The following is a 15,743-nucleotide window of genomic DNA, read 5'->3' as shown; positions in this document are numbered from 1 at the left end:
CTACACTATAGTAGGCTAATATGTATGAGGTGAGTGACTGTGAATGAGACAAAACGAGAGGTTCATCCATCTGTTGTAGAATTTAAAAACTTTGTTAAAGCACATCCGAAGCTAGTGGAAGAAGTTCGAACGCAAAGAAAAACGTGGAAAGAGCTATATGAAGACTGGTACTTATTCGGGGCTGAAGATTCCATATGGGATACTTATCGCTCTGAAGGTGAGAAAACAGAACCAGAGACGGCAGAAGAAGCAGAGAGTAAAAAAGACATCATGTCCACAATTGTATCATCCTTCAAAAATATGGACTTAGATCAAATGCAAAATCATATCACAAATATTAATTCAGCCATTACCAATATCCAGCAGGTGTTGCAGCAATTTCAATCACCAAAATCATTAACGCGCAGCACGCCATCTGGTCCAAGAAATCCATTTGGCTTTCGGAAGGACTAGGAGATTATGCGGGAAGATGTATATGAGTATATCCGCTCTAAGCCAAAACTGAATGAATTCATTCGGGAGCAGCCGATGTGGTATCGTCGCTTGACAAGAAACCCAGATGAATTAGAAAAGTTTGACTTAGAGTCAAAAACCTATTATAAGCAGACGATTCCTCATAAAGTTGAAAAATTTTCAAACACTATTCAGATGGCAAACATGATGTTTCACATGTTTCAGTCGATGAGAAATCAATAATTTGTTAGAAAGCTTCGTCTTTGCGAAGCTTTTTTTGAGTAAAAAAGAACCTTAGTGCGAAAGCTAAGCATAAAACATTTGCAAAGGATGATCTGAATGCGTGTTATATTATGCTTGCTAGCTTGTATCTTTTCACTTGTAGGGTGTCAGAATGATAAACCAAAGCCGGAAACAAATAAAGAAATGGTAAGCTTTTCAGGCCAAGCTGCCATGGAAACGATAGGTACAGAGAAACAATTAGTAGTACATCAGCATGTAAGAGGTGCCAATGTATATGTGGAATGTATTATTAACGGATTTTCATTTAACGATGGTAACGGTTTTCTTGAAGTGAAAGTTGACGGTAAAGCAATCAATCCTATTAAGCAAGCTGCTTTTGTCATTAAAGCACTGCCAAAAGGTTCTCATCAAATTACGATTGAGCTGATGAAAAATGAGCAAGAAAGTTACGATTTAAAAGAATCTTTTACAATTAAAATTGTATAAATGAAAAGAACATGTAATAAAATGTTGCATGTTCTTTTTCTTTTGAAACTGAAACATGATAAGATAAAGCAGGAGGTGTATATTTACGATGCTCACAACAATGAGAACAATTGAGCTACTTGATGAGTCTGATGCGCTAGCAAATATGGTTTTGCATTCGGACGTAGCTGAACATTATCGCGAATGTTTAAATAGATTAAATAAAGACACAGAAGCACAGAAATTAATTGCTGAATTCGGTAAAATGAAAGAGCAATACGAAGATGTCCAGCGGTTTGGTAAATATCATCCCGATTATAAATCCATTACAAAGCAAATGCGCGATATTAAGCGCTCTGTAGATTTACAGCATACGATTGCTGCGTTTAAAAAAGCGGAAAATGAGCTACAAAAGCTTTTAGATGAGATTAGTGTTATTATTGGACAATCTGTGTCAGAACATATAAAAGTTCCAACAGGCAATCCATTTTTCGATACAGGAAGTAGCTGTGGCGGAGGATGTGGAGCCGGTGGAAGCTGTGGCTGTAGCGCCTAAGCGTTACAACCTCAGTCGCGTACAATCGGTACCGCACACGTTTCCACAACAGAATGATTTTCTTTGAGGAACAAAGAAGCGGTGACGGTAGACGTATATTGAAGTGGCGTGGCGAACAAACTCCGTTTGCCACGTTACTTTTGCATTTGTGGTAGCTGTCTCAGAGGCTATATGAATCCATTTTTCAATTTGATGCCGATCACCTTTGCTTGATGTAATGTAAAGGAACGGAACATGCGTAATTTCTTTTTTTTCTACTTGTTCAATTAATTTATTCCTAGTAAAATGAGAAAAAAAGGAAGACCAAACGTCATCTAACGTCATACATAACTCACCTACTTCAGTTTCATATAAAACTATTTTAACCTATGTAAAAGGGGAAGCTATTATGTTTGTTAATCGTCAAGGACTTATTGCATATGTGCATTCTGTGAAGCAAGCAAAAGCACTTCGTAAGTATGGGAATGTACAGTATGTTTCAAGAGAACTAAAATACGTTGTGTTGTATTGCAATCAGGATGGAATTGAAAAGACAATGGAGCGTATTCAGTCGCTACCTTTTGTGAAAAAAATATTGCTTTCTTACCGACCAGAATTAAAAACTGAATTTGAAAATTCAAAGCCCGATAAAGCAAAAGAGTACGACTACAAGATTGGTATATAGTAAAAAGAGGCTGGGACATAAGTAGTTCAGTCCTTACTATACCTGAACGATTGAGAGTTCATAACTTTTAATCGTTCAGGTTTTTTGTTGATTGTGAAAATAATGTTGGAAACAGGGTGGAATGGAGCGTAGGACACTCGACTCCTGCGGGAAAGAGAGGGAAAACGGAGATCCCGCAGCGCAGCGAAGAAGCTCAGGTTCCTCCCCGCGAAAAGCGAGTGGCCGTAGCGCAATGGAACGAACGTGTTGAGACAAACCAAAGAGATAGGAACAGCTAGTGTTCGTCTTTTAGAAGCCATCATTTTGTTATGTCCCAAACTCTTTTTTATGTACGTTTATTGCAAGGGTGAAATACATCGGTTCATACGCAAAATGCCAATTAAATGTTGGTAATAAAGTTCTGTTTCTGAAAACATTGTAGACGGCTTAACGTCTAATACAATTATATTTTTATCTAAGGAATTAGCTAATTGTTCAAACAGCTCGACGCGTTTATTTGCTTTCGTTTCTGATAGAGTAATTCCTTCTCGACAAACATAAAGAGGCTGGAATTTCCCTTCAGTTGTTGGATGTAACACAACAACGAACGATGCTTTTGGCTGATTGTCTATCACGGTACGCAGCATGATAAAGTGCTGTAGGCGGTGCGTATTGTGCTTTGCAATTTCGAATAGTTCATAGATATCTGAGTAACCTTGTCCAAGCTCAATAAAACGTTGAATCATCCTTAATCTCCTTTCGTTTTATTTACAGTCAAGTTTAATGTAACATTGAATTTTTGCAGAGTAAATAAAAAAAAGCCCTGTAACTACGCATCACAGGGTCCTTCAATTAAGCTCATGCAATCTCAGTATAGATTGCATTGTTGCTTACGAAGGCAAAGGGAGAGGAGAAACCGGAGGAAGAACTTATGGGGAAACGTAAGCCTTCTCCGCGGTTGGCAACAACATCGGTTCGATGATGTTGTTGGTAAGTAGTATGTCCTCTAATTCTTGTTTTATACATACTGGGAGTAAAACTTCTATTCCTGTCATTGTTTACGTCGCTTTGTACCATAAAAATGGAAAAAGTTTATTTCCGCTAGTTTTTATAGTTAATTTTGTGTTAGGATAATGAAGAATAAGCAAGTAAAAGTAAGGTAGTGATAGACATGAGAGTAGTAGCTGGAAGCTGTAAAGGGCATTCGTTAAAAGCAGTCCCAGGTAATTCCACTCGTCCTACAACAGATAAAGTAAAAGAAGCTATTTTTAATATGATTGGTCCTTTTTTTGAAGGTGGAATAGCTCTTGACTTATTTGGAGGCAGTGGAGGCTTAGGTATTGAAGCGCTAAGCAGAGGAATAGACCGAGCAATTTTCGTAGATCGAGACGGTAAAGCTATTCAAACGATAAAAAGTAATTTGCAAACATGTAGTTTACAAGAGCAAGCAGAAGTATATCGCAACGATTCTGAAAGAGCACTAAAAGCCATCATTAAGCGAGAGCTACAGTTTGACTTAATTTTACTCGACCCACCGTACAAGGCACAAAAGTTGAAAGCGCTTATCGAAACAATTAGTAAGCATAAACTGTTGCAATCCTCAGGTGTCATCGTTGCAGAACATGCAAATGACGTAGTGCTTCCAGATGAAATTAATGAGTTCGAAAAGATAAAAAGTGAAAACTATGGAATTATCGGTGTATCAATTTATACATATAAGCAACCTGAAGAAGTATAACAATTGTTTTACGTAAGAGAAAGGGGATTTTTATGGGGAGCATAGCAGTTTGCCCAGGGAGCTTTGATCCTGTAACGAACGGTCATTTAGACATTATTAAGCGAGGCTCAAACGTGTTTGATACGTTGTATGTTGTTGTATTAAACAACTCATCCAAGAACCCATTGTTTACAGTGCAAGAGCGAATTGAACTACTAAAGCAAGTAACAGAATCAATTCCAAATGTAGTAGTAGAATCGTATAGTGGCTTGCTGATGGAATATGCAAAACAAAAGCAAGCTAGCACTATTTTACGCGGTTTACGAGCGGTATCGGATTTTGAATATGAAATGCAGATAACATCTGTAAACCGTGTGTTAGATAAAGAGATTGAAACATTGTTTATGATGACGAATAATCAATATTCTTTCTTAAGTTCTAGCATTGTAAAGGAAGTTGCTAAATATGGTGGCAATATATCAGAGCTTGTGCCTCCGGTTGTGAAAGAAGCGCTCTCTAAGAAGTTTTCAGCTAATTGATAGAACGCCATTACATTCTTACGCAAACGTTTATTTTAGCTTGCTATAGGAATGGATGGCGTTTTTGTCGTTTATTTTAGCGGAAAGTGACGTTTCATATATAACAAGGAATAAGTGAATAGCAATAAAATGGTAAACGTTGGCCCATATAGGGTGCAAAATTCAAAGTAGATTTGGCTCCAGCTCGTTGTGCCTTCCTGCAAAAAAGTAGGCAAAGCGTGTGGAGACCACTGAGCCTGAGATAGAATATTTTGTTCAAAAGGTTTCCATGCTAAGATAGCAAGGATACTAGCAAATAGTCCGTGCATCAAGCGTGCACAAAAAAATGGGAAAAATCGAATATCTGTTTCAGCAAGAATACTGGCAACTTGAGCGTGAACAGAAAAACCACTGAAGCCTAGGATAAAGCTGACAATAATGACTTGTTGAAATAGAGTGGATTCTGCTGCTTGGCTAGTCAATTGACTGCCCATTGTGATTTCAAAAAGTCCTGATATAAAGGGAAGGCTTAGTGCCGTTGAAAGTTGAAGTAAACTAAATAAATATGAAAGATTACTGCTTATAAACGTTGTAATGTTCATGACAAACAGCAGCTTGTTTAAAACAGAAAATAAAATAATAAATCCACCGATCATTAATAAAGATTGAACTGATGATAACACAGCATCACCTAAAAGCTTACCGATGGGCCTTTGATCTTTTATGCGGGCTTCGTGCATTTCTTTAAAGGCTTGAATAAGAGACGGACGCTGAGTGGAAGCAGAATATGTTGTATCAGCCTTTTTTCCGTAAAAGCGCATAACAAGTCCTACTAGAATGTTTCCGAGATAGTGTGCAAAAGCAAGGATTATCCCCACTGCTGCGTTGCTAAAAAAGCCGACCGCAACTGCTCCAAAGATAAATATAGGGTTTGAGGAGTTGGTGAAAGAAACAAGGCGTTCAGCTTCCGTTTTTGATAACTGTTCTTCTTGCCGTAATCGAGCGGTGATCTTTGCTCCGGAAGGGAATCCAGAACCCATTCCCATTGCTAACGCAAATCCTCCGACCCCTGGAACTCGGAATAATGGGCGCATCAAAGGTTCTAATATTGATCCGATAAAGCGGACAACTCCGAATCCAATCAATAATTCGGAAAGAATAAAGAAAGGCAATAATGATGGAAATACGACCTTCCACCATGTATTTAATCCTCGCACTGAGGCTTCCAGTGCTTCTTTTGGATAAGTGAGTAAGGCAAAGGTAAGCGTTAAAGCGGTTCCTCCTAACACAATCGTTTTTAACATGGATTTATTCAATTCTATTCCCTCTCCTTTTAAACTGCATACGATACAGCAGGTACATGTTCTATATATCAATATACGAATTGGTTAGTCCAATTTATGCTAATTAATCGTTTAGACCACGTTTTCTTTCTCTACTTTCTTGGTTAAGCTAAAGATAAAAATGATTATTTACGTGCTCAAGTTTCACTTTATAGCGGCAGACGTATATACTGAATAAAACAAGTGATTAGTAAGGGGGCCTAACTATGAAAAGCCCAACGATTGGATTGGCATTGGGGTCAGGAGGAGCAAGAGGGTTTGCTCACCTTGGGGTCATTAAAGTTCTGGTGGAAAACAATATCCCTATTCACTATTTGGCGGGTAGCAGCATGGGTGCTTTGGTTGCGGCTATGTATGCATCTGGTACGGAAATGAGTCAACTATATAAAATGGCACTTACCTTTAAAAGAAAATATTATTTAGATTTTACAATCCCTAAAATGGGATTTATTGCGGGGAATCGTATTAAATCCTTGGTAAAAGCCCTAACCAAAAATAAAAAGATTGAAGATTTAAATATTCCAGTTGCCATTGTGGCTACGGATTTAAAAGCTGGGGAGAAAGTCATTTTCAAAACGGGCTCAGTTGCACAAGCTGTAAGAGCAAGCATTTCCATTCCGGGTATCTTTGCACCAGAGAATGTAAATGGACGCTTGCTAGTAGATGGCGGGGTCATCGATCGGATTCCGGTATCAATTGTACGAGAGATGGGAGCAGATATTGTGCTTGCAGTCGATGTCTCTCATGTGAAAAGAAATGCAGAAATCACATCAATTTTTGACGTTATTTTACAGAGCCTAGATATTCTTCAAGACGAGCTTGTAATAAATCGAGCAATTGCGTCTGATGTAATGCTTCGCCCTAAAGTAGAAACGTTTAGTTCGCGAGCGTTTACAAATATTAAAGAAATTATTGAAATCGGTGAACAAGCTGCAATTGAGCATCTACCGTTTATTCAAGAAGCTATTGAAAAGTGGAAGGAGAATCACACAGGTGAAGAAAAGAGTTAGAATTTTATCCTACATAGCATTAGTGCTAACAATTGCTATGTTATTTTTTTATCCCTTACCTTATTATATTACAAAGCCTGGCATAGCACAGGAGCTAAAGCCTATTATTAATGTGCAAGGAGGGTATGAAGAGCAAGGGGCCTTTATGTTAACCACGGTTCGAATGGGAAGGGCGACGCCTTTATCGTATGCTATGGCTCATATTCAAGACTTTCATCACTTGTATCCTGAAGAAGATATTTTGCAGCAAGGAGAAAGTGATAGCGATTATACGGTAAGGCAATTACATATGATGGATACGTCCAAAGATGCGGCCGTCATTGTTGCATACAATGCGGCAAACAAAGAAATTAAGTTTGAGAATAAAGGTGTTTATATTGTTACAGTAGTACCGGATATGCCTGCTTATGGCAAGCTTAAAATTGGAGATATTGTAAAGGCAGTAGATGGTCAAACTATTGAGACAGCAGAGGAGTTAATTGAATACGTAGCGAAGAAGAAAAAAGGGGATAAGGTTGCGATAACCATCTTACGAAATGATGAAGAAAAAATAATAGAGCTTCCTCTAGCCTCATTTCCAGATGATCAAACGCGCTTTGGGTTAGGAATATCCTTAGAAACCAGTCGCGAAGTGGACGTAGAGCCAGATGTAGAGATTGATACTGAAAAGATTGGTGGACCTTCTGCAGGCTTGATGTTTTCACTTGAAATTTATAATCAGCTTGTAAAAGAAGATATAACAAAAGGACATAAAATTGCGGGTACGGGGACTATTAACGATAAAGGGATTGTAGGTCCTATTGGAGGAATTTCTCAAAAGATTGTGGCCGCGGATAAAGAGGGAGCAGAAGTGTTTTTTGCGCCTAATCAGCAAGGAGCGGCTAATTCGAACTATAAGGAAGCCGTACAGGCGGGAGCAAAAATTGATACCGATATGAAAATCGTTCCAGTTGATACGTTTAATGATGCGATTGAATATCTAGAAAAGTTGGATAAAGTAAAAAAGGCGGAGTGAGTCGGTACCGACTTACTCCGCCTTTTTAAATCATGATCGGTGGCTGCGTATACTCTTGTTTTAAAAACTGAGAGCGTATGGGCTCTTGTAAAGGTGAACTATAGATATTTGTAGCTTTTATATCAAGTGATAAGTCTACGTGTTTACATTGAGATACAGTGGATACAATAGGAACAGACACGTCTTTTTTTATTTGTTTCATATACAGCCTGCCGATTTGAGATATGCCCAACAATCGAATATAAGCGGTTGAAGGCGACTTGGATAGTTCATTTTTTTTTGTGTTCGTCAAAATGTGAACACACATCCGTTGAAGGCGTGTACGCGTATAGCGCTTTGTCTTTACTTTACTTAAAAAGTCTTCAAAGGATAGTGCTTCTTTTATGGCGTTTAATAAGCGATATTCAATACCTTCTTCAATTTCGTAAATGGCTTGAAGAGACTCGGGTGAATGGGTCATGAGTTGATACTTTAAAAATGGAAAATAGAGCTCCCAGTTATGTAAAAAGCCAATTTGTGTTTGATAATCTTTTAGACCTTGAATAACAGGGTTAGGCATATAGCGTGATAAGTCCTTAACATCAATGATATCTTGGAATAAAGCATGACGAATACTTGTTGCGCTTGTAATTTCCGTCTCAGAAAGCATTTTATCGTGATAATGGGATTGAATTCGAGTAATCGTATGTGGTTTAATAGATGCATGCTGTTTTTCAATAGCCTTTACATAGCTTACGCCTAAAATGTTATTTGGTTGTTCCATATTTAAACCAATTTGTTCATTAGTAATGTTTTTCATAGCAAGGGAAAGAGCTTTTGGGTAGCTATTTCCAACTTTTAAATAGCTTTGTACATGCGCATCTATAGCGTGTTCATGCTCCTTTAAAAGTCTGCTGAATTTAAGAAAAGACTGCGTGTTTCCATGTTCGCTGCCGAAGCATACATACGAAGCTTTAAGATGTTCTAAGATGGCTACAGCACCGTTTGCAAACGTATCAGCTTGCTGAGTAGAGAATGCATAAGGTAGTTCAATGACAAGGTCGGCACCAGCTTTTAGAGCCATTTTCGTACGAGCCCACTTTGATACGACAGCAGGTTCACCGCGTTGCAAGAAGTGACCGCTCATCACTGCGATAACGCAATCAGCATTTGTTTCTTCTTTTGCACTTTGCAAATGATAATGATGGCCATTATGAAAAGGGTTGTATTCAACTATAATTCCTACAGCTTGCATAATGAGTCTCCTTTTATTAAATTTTCAAGTGCGATTGAACAGTTTTAGCGTAAGGATTATGAAAAGAAAAAAATAAATTTAAGTACATTATAGTGTAAAGAAAAAATATTGACAAATAATCTTGTGAAAGCTATAATAACCTTTGTTGCCTTGAGGTGATTAACAATGAAATGGACAATACATCAGTTGTACCAGTTGCAAAATAAAGGATTAACTTTTGACGAAATCGTAGACGGTAAGGAATTTGTTAATACCGATCCACAGATTCGTCGCATGTCAGATGTACATGTGAAAGGAAGAGCTGATATTAGTTCTTCAAAAGTCACATTTCATCTAAAAATTTCTGGAGAAATGACATTGCCTTGTGCTCGTACATTAGTCGATGTTCCGTATCCTTTTTCTATTGAAGCAACGGAAACTTTTCTGTTCAATAGTGACGCCGATTATGAAGATGACGGTGAAATGAGAGTCGTTGAAGGTGAAGTAGTGGATTTAATTCCACTTATTAAGGAATTAATTATTGTGGAAATTCCTCTTCAAGTTTTTAGTGATGATCAACAACAGAAAGGTGCTGCTCCTCAATCAGGAAAAGATTGGGAAGTTGTAACGGAAGAAGAGCAACAGGAAAAAGTCGATCCACGTTTAGCGGTATTAGAAAATTTCTTTAAAAACAAAGAAAATAACTAACGAGAAGATCCGGCTTTCGGGCCTTCATATGATTAAAAACTCTTTTAAGGAGGTGGGAATAATGGCTGTACCTTTTAGAAGAACATCTAAAATGAAGAAAAGAACGCGTCGTACGCACTTTAAACTACAAGTTCCTGGTATGGTAGAGTGCTCAAATTGTGGCGAGATGAAACTATCACACCGTGTATGTAAGGCTTGTGGTACTTACAAAGGAAATGACGTAGTAAACAAATAATGCAAAAATAAAAGACCCTGTTGAAGGGTCTTTTATTTTTGCATTAAAACGTTCTTTAAGGTTTGTGATGACTGCTTTTCTAAGGGAAGATGCAGGAGTTTATATTTCGCTTCTCGAATTCTTTACTTATGAAAAAGTTGAGTGAAGATGAAAAAGGGGGAACAGACATTGGTAAAGACAAAGTTTTTTGTAGATAACAACGGCATTAGCACATTTATTATTAATCGCCCCGAGAAACGAAATGCTGTGGATTATGAGGTGATGACTTCTTTAGAGAAGGCTATATCTGAAGTGAAAGCGAATCCTCATATTAAAGCGTTGGTAATTACAGGAGCGGGTTCACAAGCCTTTTGTAGTGGTGGAGACATTTCAGCTTTTCATGCCCTTGAAACGGCGGCTGAAGCGGAGAGTATGTTAAAGAGAATGGGAAGAATTTTATATGAATTGCTTATATTACCAAAACCCACGGTAGCTTTATTAAACGGCACAGCAGTTGGGGGCGGGTGTGAAATTGCGATTGCTTGTGATTTTCGCATCAGCGCAGCTCATAGTGAGTTTGGTTTTATACAAGGAGACTTAGGTATTACAACGGGTTGGGGGGGCGGCACGATTTTATTTGAAAAGCTTCGTTACTCAGATGCAATGGAAATGTTGACAAGCTCTCAAATCTACAGCGTGGAGCGTGCCAAGCAGGTCGGCTTTTTATCTTATGTAACGTCATACCAAGAGCTAGCGATGCGCTGTGAAGAGTGGTTACTTCCAATTATTACAAAGCCTAGCGCTGTGCTGACTGCATATAAGCAAATGCCGATTGCAAAATGGAGCCAAGTTGGTTTGTGGAAACGAATGGAAACAGAAATTGATCATTGTAGCTTGCTTTGGGAAAGTGAAGAACACAAGCAAGCGGTTAATAATCGACTTCAAAAGAAGGCTTAATAAAGCTGATTGCATGAATAAAGTATCTTGAAAAAGGCAAGTTAAGAATTTCTGCCTTGAGAAGTTGAACAATAGTCTATCTTATCTAGTAGTTGCATACTTATTTAATAAGTACGGATAAGGAGGGATAGAAAAATGACTTCTTCTCGTCAAGATGCATGGACTCAAGATGAAGATTTACTACTAGCTGAAATTGTATTGCGTCATATACGTGAAGGTGGCACACAACTTGCTGCATTTGAAGAAGTGGGAAAGAAACTTTCGCGAACATCAGCAGCTTGTGGCTTTCGCTGGAATTCTTTTGTGCGCAAACAATACAAAACTGGTATTGACATAGCGAAGATTCAACGCAAACAGCTAAAATCACGCGTGATCACAAAAGATGAAGAACAGCCCGTGCGCTTCTCATATATAGATGGTCAATCGATTACGTCGTTAAGTGAGGTTATTCGTTACTTAGAGTCGATTGAACAAATTCAGCAGCAGTCGAGTGAGTTGCTGGAAGCAAATGAGGAGTTGCAGCATAAACTTGAACAGTTACAGGAAAAAGTAACGGTTCTTGAAAAAGAGAAAAAAGTGTTGGAAAGTAACTTATATACGGTGGAAGAAGATTATAAAGCACTGATTGAAATTATGGAAAGAGCTCGTAAGATGGTTGTTCTAAAAGAAGATGAAAAAAGTAGAAAAGTTAAATTTCAAATGGAGAAAAACGGTAATTTAGAACGAGTTGAAAATAAATAATAAAGCGTAGCACTTCATTTATATAAAAGCCCTTGACTCTTTATCGCGGTGTAGCTCAAAGATAGAGAAGGTTCAAGGGCTTTTTTATATTATCTATTATTTTGAGGTTGATACGCCTTCTGGACACCAAAGCATTGGGTTTTCTCCTAAATCTCGCTCTAAATCATAAGCAGCCGGAACAAAGCCCATTTTTGTCCAAAACTGATTGGAATGAACTCGTGGGTTTGTTTTAATAGGCAAGTTAAAAGATTTAGCGTATTCAATTAATCTCGTACCTAGTCCTTTTGATTGGAATTCTTGGAGTACTTCGAGTTTCCATACTTCAAGGTAAGGCTGGTGTGGCTTGAAGTAGTGATCATGCTTTTTAGATTGTCGGTATAAACTCATTCGAGCTACAAGACGATTTTCAATGTAAATACCGTAGAATGGAGAATGAATTTCGTTTTCAGATATTTGGGCATTTAATTCTTCTAACATGGACAATTCTTGGAGCTCGTATTGCTTAAACTGCTTAAATTCTTCAAGTGTTTTATAGTTAATTCGCAACTGCTGTACCTCATACATTATCAATCACTCCTTAGAAATGAGCTGCTTGTATAGCATATGAATAAATTTTTAAATATAGGATAGATAGATGAGAATAAAAAAAGTAAGCGTTTACAAAAAATAAAGGGATTTTAAGAAAATTGTAGAATTATACGTTTTGGGAGATTTTTTTCTCTTTTAGTCTTATCATACCATGGTTTTGAATAGACTTGAGAATATTTTATACTGCAGCGAAGGGAGAAGAAATACAATGAAAAAAGTTTTAATCGCTAATCGAGGCGAAATTGCTCATCGTATTATTAAAACTTGTCATACGATGAATATACAAACTGTTGCTGTTCACTCTACAGCCGATGAAAATCTACCTTATGTTAAAGCTGCTACAGTTGCTTATGAAATTGGAGAACCTCCTGTTCAAAAATCGTACTTAAATATTGAGCGCTTGTTAGAAATTGCTCATCAAGAAAACGTTGATGCAATTCATCCAGGCTACGGATTTTTATCGGAAAATAGCACATTTGCCAAGCGCGTGGAAGAAGAAGGATTTGTTTTTATTGGACCATCGCCAAAAGTTATAGCGGATATGGGTGATAAAGTAAGGGCTAGAAAAATTATGAAAGAAGCAGGCGTTCCCGTTGTGCCTGGAAGCGAAGGGGCTGTAGCTGATATTGAAGAAGCGTGTGAGATAGCTCAAGCTATTGGTTATCCCGTTATGTTGAAAGCTAGCGGTGGCGGTGGAGGCATTGGAATGGTACGCTGTGATGATGAAAAATCACTGCGTACGACATATGAATCCACAAAAGCGAGAGCTAAAGCATATTTCGGCCATGAAGAAGTATTTATTGAAAAGCTAATCACGGATGCAAGGCATATAGAAGTTCAAATTTTTGGAGACCAGCTTGGAAATGCAGTGCACCTTTTTGAACGAGATTGTTCCGTACAGCGTCGCAACCAAAAAGTGATTGAAGAAGCCCCGGCAACATCGCTATCTATTGATACAAAACAACGTATGTATGAGACGGCCGTCGCTGCTGCTAAGGCAGTTCAGTATTATAATGCTGGCACTATTGAATTTATTGTGGATGCGCAGGAAAATTTCTATTTCTTAGAAATGAATACTAGACTTCAAGTTGAACATCCCATTACAGAGCAAGTGACGGGACTAGACCTTGTAAAGTGGCAACTCTTAGTTGCTAGAGGCGACGCGCTACCTTTGCAACAAGAAGAGGTTCAGCTTACCAACCACGCGGTAGAGTTTCGAGTATATGCAGAAGACCCTGTAACGTTTTTACCGGCTCCTGGACAAATTACGCAGTTTTCGCTTCCAGAGCGTTCTTATGTTCGAGTGGATGCAGGTTATGATAGCGGAGACAAAGTAACACCTTTTTATGATCCAATGATTGCGAAGGTTATTGTCACTGGTCGTACGAGAGAAAACGCAATTGAGCTTGCTAAAGCATATTTTACTGAGGCATCAATTGAAGGGGTTAAAACAAACTTACCGTTGTTTAAACAATTATTAAATGCAGAGCAGTATGTAGCTGGAAAATACAATACAGCGGTATTGACAGAAGTTTTGAAATGAAAAAGGAGGACTAAAAATGAAAGAAACGACAGCAACGATGGCGGGAATGGTGTTAAATATTCATGTATCAGAAGGAGATTCTGTGACAAAAGGTCAGGTATTAATTATTCTTGAATCGATGAAAATGGAAATTCCAATTGAAAGCAGTGAAGAAGGAATAGTTGATGCAATTTTAGTCGGTGTAGGAGACTTTGTAAATGAAGGCGATGTATTAATGACAATTTCTTGAAAGGAGTGAGCGTATGATACATACAAATGATTTACAAAAGCGTTATGAAGATAAATGTGAAGAAATTCGAGCAGGTGGAGACGCAAAATATCATGAAAAGTTAAAGCAACAAAATAAACTATTTGTTCGAGATCGTTTGGCTTTATTGTTTGATGAAGGTGAGTATAAAGAAGACGCGATGTTTGCTAATAATCAAGCTAAAGGCTTACCAGCTGATGGTGTTGTTACAGCCATCGGCAAGGTGAACGGTCAAACGGTATGCGCAATGGCGAACGATTCAACAATTAAAGCAGGGTCTTGGGGAGCAAGAACAGTTGAAAAGATTATTCGTATTCAAGAAACTGCTGAAAAGCTGCAGGTACCAATGCTATATTTAGTTGACTCAGCAGGAGCTCGAATTACGGATCAATTAGACATGTTTCCGAATCGACGAGGGGCGGGGAAAATCTTTCATAACCAAGTGCGTATGTCGGGGGTAGTTCCGCAAATCTGTTTATTATTTGGTCCTTCTGCGGCAGGAGGAGCTTACATTCCTGCGTTTTGTGATATCGTCATTATGGTTGATGGAAACGCTTCAATGTATTTAGGATCGCCACGAATGGCTGAAAAGGTTATTGGAGAAAAAGTGACGTTAGAAGAGATGGGTGGTGCTCACATGCACTGTAGTGTGAGCGGTTGTGGAGACGTGCTTGTTTATTCTGAAGAAGAAGCAATTTCAAAAGCAAAATTATACCTTGGTTATTTTCCTCAAAGCTTTCACGAAAAGCCAGCTGTGCTTGAAGGGAAGTTACCTGTTAAGACGTCCAAAACACTAGGAGAGTTAATTCCTGAAAACCAAAACGTTCCGTTTGATATGTATGATGCAATTGATACGTTAATTGATGAAGGAACATTTTATGAAATTAAGAAGTTATTTGCACCCGAACTCATTACAGGTCTTGCAAGGATGGATGGCAAAGTTGTTGGTATTATTGCAAATCAGCCAAAGATAAAAGGTGGCGTACTTTTTGTTGACTCCGCTGATAAAGGGGCGAAGTTTATCCAGCTATGTGATGCATTCCATATTCCGCTTTTATTCTTAGCTGATGTACCAGGTTTTATGATTGGAACAAAAGTGGAAAGAGCAGGTATTATTCGTCATGGTGCAAAATTGATTTCTGCTATGAGTTCTGCGACTGTTCCAAAAATCTCTGTGGTGGTGCGCAAAGCATATGGAGCCGGACTATATGCTATGGCAGGGCCAGCATTTGAACCGGATTGCTGCATTGCCCTTCCTACAGCACAAATTGCCGTAATGGGACCGGAAGCAGCGGTTAACGCTGTTTATTCCAATAAAATTAATGAGATTACCGATCCAAAAGAGCGAATGCTGTATATTAAGCAGAAGCAACAAGAGTACAAAGAGCATATTGATTTATACACGCTAGCTTCCGAGATGATTATTGACGATATCGTGCCAGCTAATGACCTTCGCCAAACTTTAATTGAACGATTTGCTTATTATGAAACAAAAACAATAGCGGAAGTTCGAAGAAAACACCCTGTATATCCAGTGTAACGAACAAAAATGAATAGTATAGAAAAGCT

General features: G+C 38.3%; 22 protein-coding genes. 17 read left to right on the top strand and 5 right to left on the bottom strand.

Features of this window, described 5'->3' with window-relative positions; translation table 11 throughout:
* The first annotated feature begins 39 nt into the window (after positions 1–39).
* From ylbD to AC1UFB_RS10545, 4 genes are all read left to right on the top strand, one after another.
* A complete protein-coding gene (gene ylbD / locus AC1UFB_RS10560) occupies positions 40–453 on the top strand; it encodes a YlbD family protein (RefSeq protein ID WP_025908809.1) in 414 nt (137 codons plus the stop codon).
* Between the two features lie 6 nt (positions 454–459).
* The gene (locus tag AC1UFB_RS10555) at positions 460–696 is read left to right on the top strand and encodes a YlbE-like family protein (protein ID WP_100346888.1); all 237 of its coding nucleotides are present in this window, start codon (positions 460–462) and stop codon (positions 694–696) included.
* Between the two features lie 96 nt (positions 697–792).
* Positions 793–1,182: a hypothetical protein gene (locus AC1UFB_RS10550; RefSeq protein ID WP_025908811.1), complete on the top strand. Its 390-nt coding sequence runs from the start codon at positions 793–795 to the stop codon at positions 1,180–1,182.
* An 88-nt stretch (positions 1,183–1,270) separates the two neighbouring features.
* Positions 1,271–1,717 carry a YlbF/YmcA family competence regulator gene (locus AC1UFB_RS10545; protein WP_025908812.1) on the top strand — a complete coding sequence of 149 codons (447 nt, stop codon included), beginning with the start codon at positions 1,271–1,273 and terminating at the stop codon, positions 1,715–1,717.
* A 3-nt stretch (positions 1,718–1,720) separates the two neighbouring features.
* On the opposite strand, the gene AC1UFB_RS10540 is transcribed toward AC1UFB_RS10545, so the two are convergent.
* Entirely contained in the window at positions 1,721–2,041 is a 321-nt protein-coding gene (locus AC1UFB_RS10540; RefSeq protein WP_025908813.1) for a hypothetical protein, read from the bottom strand.
* 64 nt (positions 2,042–2,105) lie between these two features.
* On the opposite strand from AC1UFB_RS10540, the gene AC1UFB_RS10535 reads away from it, so the two are divergent.
* Both AC1UFB_RS10535 and AC1UFB_RS10530 read left to right on the top strand, forming a co-directional pair.
* On the top strand, positions 2,106–2,381 hold the full coding sequence (locus tag AC1UFB_RS10535) for a YlbG family protein (protein ID WP_025908814.1): 276 nt from the start codon (positions 2,106–2,108) through the stop codon (positions 2,379–2,381).
* 116 nt (positions 2,382–2,497) lie between these two features.
* Positions 2,498–2,659, top strand: a complete 162-nt coding sequence (locus AC1UFB_RS10530) for a hypothetical protein (protein ID WP_482589159.1) — start codon at positions 2,498–2,500, stop codon at positions 2,657–2,659.
* A gap of 57 nt (positions 2,660–2,716) precedes the next feature.
* Here AC1UFB_RS10530 and AC1UFB_RS10525 read toward each other — a convergent pair whose 3' ends face one another.
* Positions 2,717–3,106 carry a DUF7147 family protein gene (locus tag AC1UFB_RS10525; RefSeq protein ID WP_328100700.1) on the bottom strand — a complete coding sequence of 130 codons (390 nt, stop codon included), beginning with the start codon at positions 3,104–3,106 and terminating at the stop codon, positions 2,717–2,719.
* Positions 3,107–3,531: 425 nt separating this feature from the next.
* Between AC1UFB_RS10525 and rsmD the strand changes: the two genes are divergently transcribed.
* Together rsmD and coaD are read left to right on the top strand one after the other, a co-directional pair.
* Positions 3,532–4,098 (top strand): 16S rRNA (guanine(966)-N(2))-methyltransferase RsmD, encoded by a 567-nt coding sequence (gene rsmD, locus AC1UFB_RS10520; protein ID WP_076512214.1) that lies wholly within the window; start codon positions 3,532–3,534, stop codon positions 4,096–4,098.
* Positions 4,099–4,130: 32 nt separating this feature from the next.
* On the top strand, positions 4,131–4,616 hold the full coding sequence (gene coaD, locus AC1UFB_RS10515; RefSeq protein WP_025908817.1) for a pantetheine-phosphate adenylyltransferase: 486 nt from the start codon (positions 4,131–4,133) through the stop codon (positions 4,614–4,616).
* 71 nt (positions 4,617–4,687) lie between these two features.
* Here coaD and ylbJ read toward each other — a convergent pair whose 3' ends face one another.
* The gene (ylbJ, locus tag AC1UFB_RS10510) at positions 4,688–5,911 is read right to left on the bottom strand and encodes a sporulation integral membrane protein YlbJ (protein WP_100346889.1); all 1,224 of its coding nucleotides are present in this window, start codon (positions 5,909–5,911) and stop codon (positions 4,688–4,690) included.
* A 233-nt stretch (positions 5,912–6,144) separates the two neighbouring features.
* On the opposite strand from ylbJ, the gene AC1UFB_RS10505 reads away from it, so the two are divergent.
* Together AC1UFB_RS10505 and AC1UFB_RS10500 are read left to right on the top strand one after the other, a co-directional pair.
* Positions 6,145–6,948 (top strand): patatin-like phospholipase family protein, encoded by an 804-nt coding sequence (locus AC1UFB_RS10505; RefSeq protein ID WP_061784794.1) that lies wholly within the window; start codon positions 6,145–6,147, stop codon positions 6,946–6,948.
* Positions 6,932–7,963: a SepM family pheromone-processing serine protease gene (locus AC1UFB_RS10500; RefSeq protein ID WP_283880194.1), complete on the top strand. Its 1,032-nt coding sequence runs from the start codon at positions 6,932–6,934 to the stop codon at positions 7,961–7,963. The genes AC1UFB_RS10505 and AC1UFB_RS10500 overlap by 17 nt, the downstream gene beginning before the upstream one ends.
* 25 nt (positions 7,964–7,988) lie before the next feature.
* On the opposite strand, the gene AC1UFB_RS10495 is transcribed toward AC1UFB_RS10500, so the two are convergent.
* Positions 7,989–9,197 (bottom strand): nucleotidyltransferase, encoded by a 1,209-nt coding sequence (locus AC1UFB_RS10495; protein ID WP_076512217.1) that lies wholly within the window; start codon positions 9,195–9,197, stop codon positions 7,989–7,991.
* A gap of 165 nt (positions 9,198–9,362) precedes the next feature.
* Here AC1UFB_RS10495 and AC1UFB_RS10490 point away from each other — a divergent pair, with 165 nt between their 5' ends.
* From AC1UFB_RS10490 to AC1UFB_RS10475, 4 genes are all read left to right on the top strand, one after another.
* A complete protein-coding gene (locus AC1UFB_RS10490; RefSeq protein ID WP_025908822.1) occupies positions 9,363–9,884 on the top strand; it encodes a YceD family protein in 522 nt (173 codons plus the stop codon).
* A gap of 61 nt (positions 9,885–9,945) precedes the next feature.
* Positions 9,946–10,119 (top strand): 50S ribosomal protein L32, encoded by a 174-nt coding sequence (rpmF, locus tag AC1UFB_RS10485; protein ID WP_025908823.1) that lies wholly within the window; start codon positions 9,946–9,948, stop codon positions 10,117–10,119.
* Between the two features lie 168 nt (positions 10,120–10,287).
* Complete coding sequence (locus tag AC1UFB_RS10480; protein WP_100346890.1) at positions 10,288–11,055, top strand: enoyl-CoA hydratase/isomerase family protein; 768 nt, start codon at positions 10,288–10,290, stop codon at positions 11,053–11,055.
* 135 nt (positions 11,056–11,190) lie between these two features.
* Positions 11,191–11,796, top strand: a complete 606-nt coding sequence (locus tag AC1UFB_RS10475; RefSeq protein ID WP_025908825.1) for an RsfA family transcriptional regulator — start codon at positions 11,191–11,193, stop codon at positions 11,794–11,796.
* A 96-nt stretch (positions 11,797–11,892) separates the two neighbouring features.
* Here AC1UFB_RS10475 and AC1UFB_RS10470 read toward each other — a convergent pair whose 3' ends face one another.
* Positions 11,893–12,360 carry an N-acetyltransferase gene (locus AC1UFB_RS10470; RefSeq protein ID WP_482589156.1) on the bottom strand — a complete coding sequence of 156 codons (468 nt, stop codon included), beginning with the start codon at positions 12,358–12,360 and terminating at the stop codon, positions 11,893–11,895.
* 232 nt (positions 12,361–12,592) lie between these two features.
* On the opposite strand from AC1UFB_RS10470, the gene AC1UFB_RS10465 reads away from it, so the two are divergent.
* Genes AC1UFB_RS10465 through AC1UFB_RS10455 form a run of 3 tightly spaced genes read left to right on the top strand, consistent with a single transcriptional unit; the run spans position 12,593 to position 15,714 of the window.
* Positions 12,593–13,927 carry an acetyl-CoA carboxylase biotin carboxylase subunit gene (locus AC1UFB_RS10465; RefSeq protein WP_025908827.1) on the top strand — a complete coding sequence of 445 codons (1,335 nt, stop codon included), beginning with the start codon at positions 12,593–12,595 and terminating at the stop codon, positions 13,925–13,927.
* Positions 13,928–13,943: 16 nt separating this feature from the next.
* A complete protein-coding gene (locus AC1UFB_RS10460; protein WP_025908828.1) occupies positions 13,944–14,156 on the top strand; it encodes a biotin/lipoyl-containing protein in 213 nt (70 codons plus the stop codon).
* A gap of 13 nt (positions 14,157–14,169) precedes the next feature.
* Positions 14,170–15,714 (top strand): acyl-CoA carboxylase subunit beta, encoded by a 1,545-nt coding sequence (locus AC1UFB_RS10455; RefSeq protein WP_025908829.1) that lies wholly within the window; start codon positions 14,170–14,172, stop codon positions 15,712–15,714.
* The last annotated feature ends 29 nt before the right edge of the window (positions 15,715–15,743 follow it).

Source organism: Priestia sp. KCTC 13724, from assembly GCF_056820425.1.
This window is presented reverse-complemented; position numbering and strand designations above follow the sequence as displayed.

Bases quoted from the DNA above. Each gene is read 5' to 3' on its own strand.
- AC1UFB_RS10555 (WP_100346888.1), top strand. From the start codon at position 460: ATGCGGGAAGATGTATATGAGTATATCCGCTCTAAGCCAAAACTGAAT.
- AC1UFB_RS10550 (WP_025908811.1), top strand. From the start codon at position 793: ATGCGTGTTATATTATGCTTGCTAGCTTGTATCTTTTCACTTGTAGGG.
- AC1UFB_RS10545 (WP_025908812.1), top strand. From the start codon at position 1,271: ATGCTCACAACAATGAGAACAATTGAGCTACTTGATGAGTCTGATGCG.
- AC1UFB_RS10540 (WP_025908813.1), bottom strand. From the start codon at position 2,041: ATGACGTTAGATGACGTTTGGTCTTCCTTTTTTTCTCATTTTACTAGG.
- AC1UFB_RS10535 (WP_025908814.1), top strand. From the start codon at position 2,106: ATGTTTGTTAATCGTCAAGGACTTATTGCATATGTGCATTCTGTGAAG.
- AC1UFB_RS10525 (WP_328100700.1), bottom strand. From the start codon at position 3,106: ATGATTCAACGTTTTATTGAGCTTGGACAAGGTTACTCAGATATCTAT.
- rsmD (WP_076512214.1), top strand. From the start codon at position 3,532: ATGAGAGTAGTAGCTGGAAGCTGTAAAGGGCATTCGTTAAAAGCAGTC.
- coaD (WP_025908817.1), top strand. From the start codon at position 4,131: ATGGGGAGCATAGCAGTTTGCCCAGGGAGCTTTGATCCTGTAACGAAC.
- AC1UFB_RS10505 (WP_061784794.1), top strand. From the start codon at position 6,145: ATGAAAAGCCCAACGATTGGATTGGCATTGGGGTCAGGAGGAGCAAGA.
- AC1UFB_RS10495 (WP_076512217.1), bottom strand. From the start codon at position 9,197: ATGCAAGCTGTAGGAATTATAGTTGAATACAACCCTTTTCATAATGGC.
- AC1UFB_RS10490 (WP_025908822.1), top strand. From the start codon at position 9,363: ATGAAATGGACAATACATCAGTTGTACCAGTTGCAAAATAAAGGATTA.
- rpmF (WP_025908823.1), top strand. From the start codon at position 9,946: ATGGCTGTACCTTTTAGAAGAACATCTAAAATGAAGAAAAGAACGCGT.
- AC1UFB_RS10475 (WP_025908825.1), top strand. From the start codon at position 11,191: ATGACTTCTTCTCGTCAAGATGCATGGACTCAAGATGAAGATTTACTA.
- AC1UFB_RS10470 (WP_482589156.1), bottom strand. From the start codon at position 12,360: ATGTATGAGGTACAGCAGTTGCGAATTAACTATAAAACACTTGAAGAA.
- AC1UFB_RS10465 (WP_025908827.1), top strand. From the start codon at position 12,593: ATGAAAAAAGTTTTAATCGCTAATCGAGGCGAAATTGCTCATCGTATT.
- AC1UFB_RS10460 (WP_025908828.1), top strand. From the start codon at position 13,944: ATGAAAGAAACGACAGCAACGATGGCGGGAATGGTGTTAAATATTCAT.
- AC1UFB_RS10455 (WP_025908829.1), top strand. From the start codon at position 14,170: ATGATACATACAAATGATTTACAAAAGCGTTATGAAGATAAATGTGAA.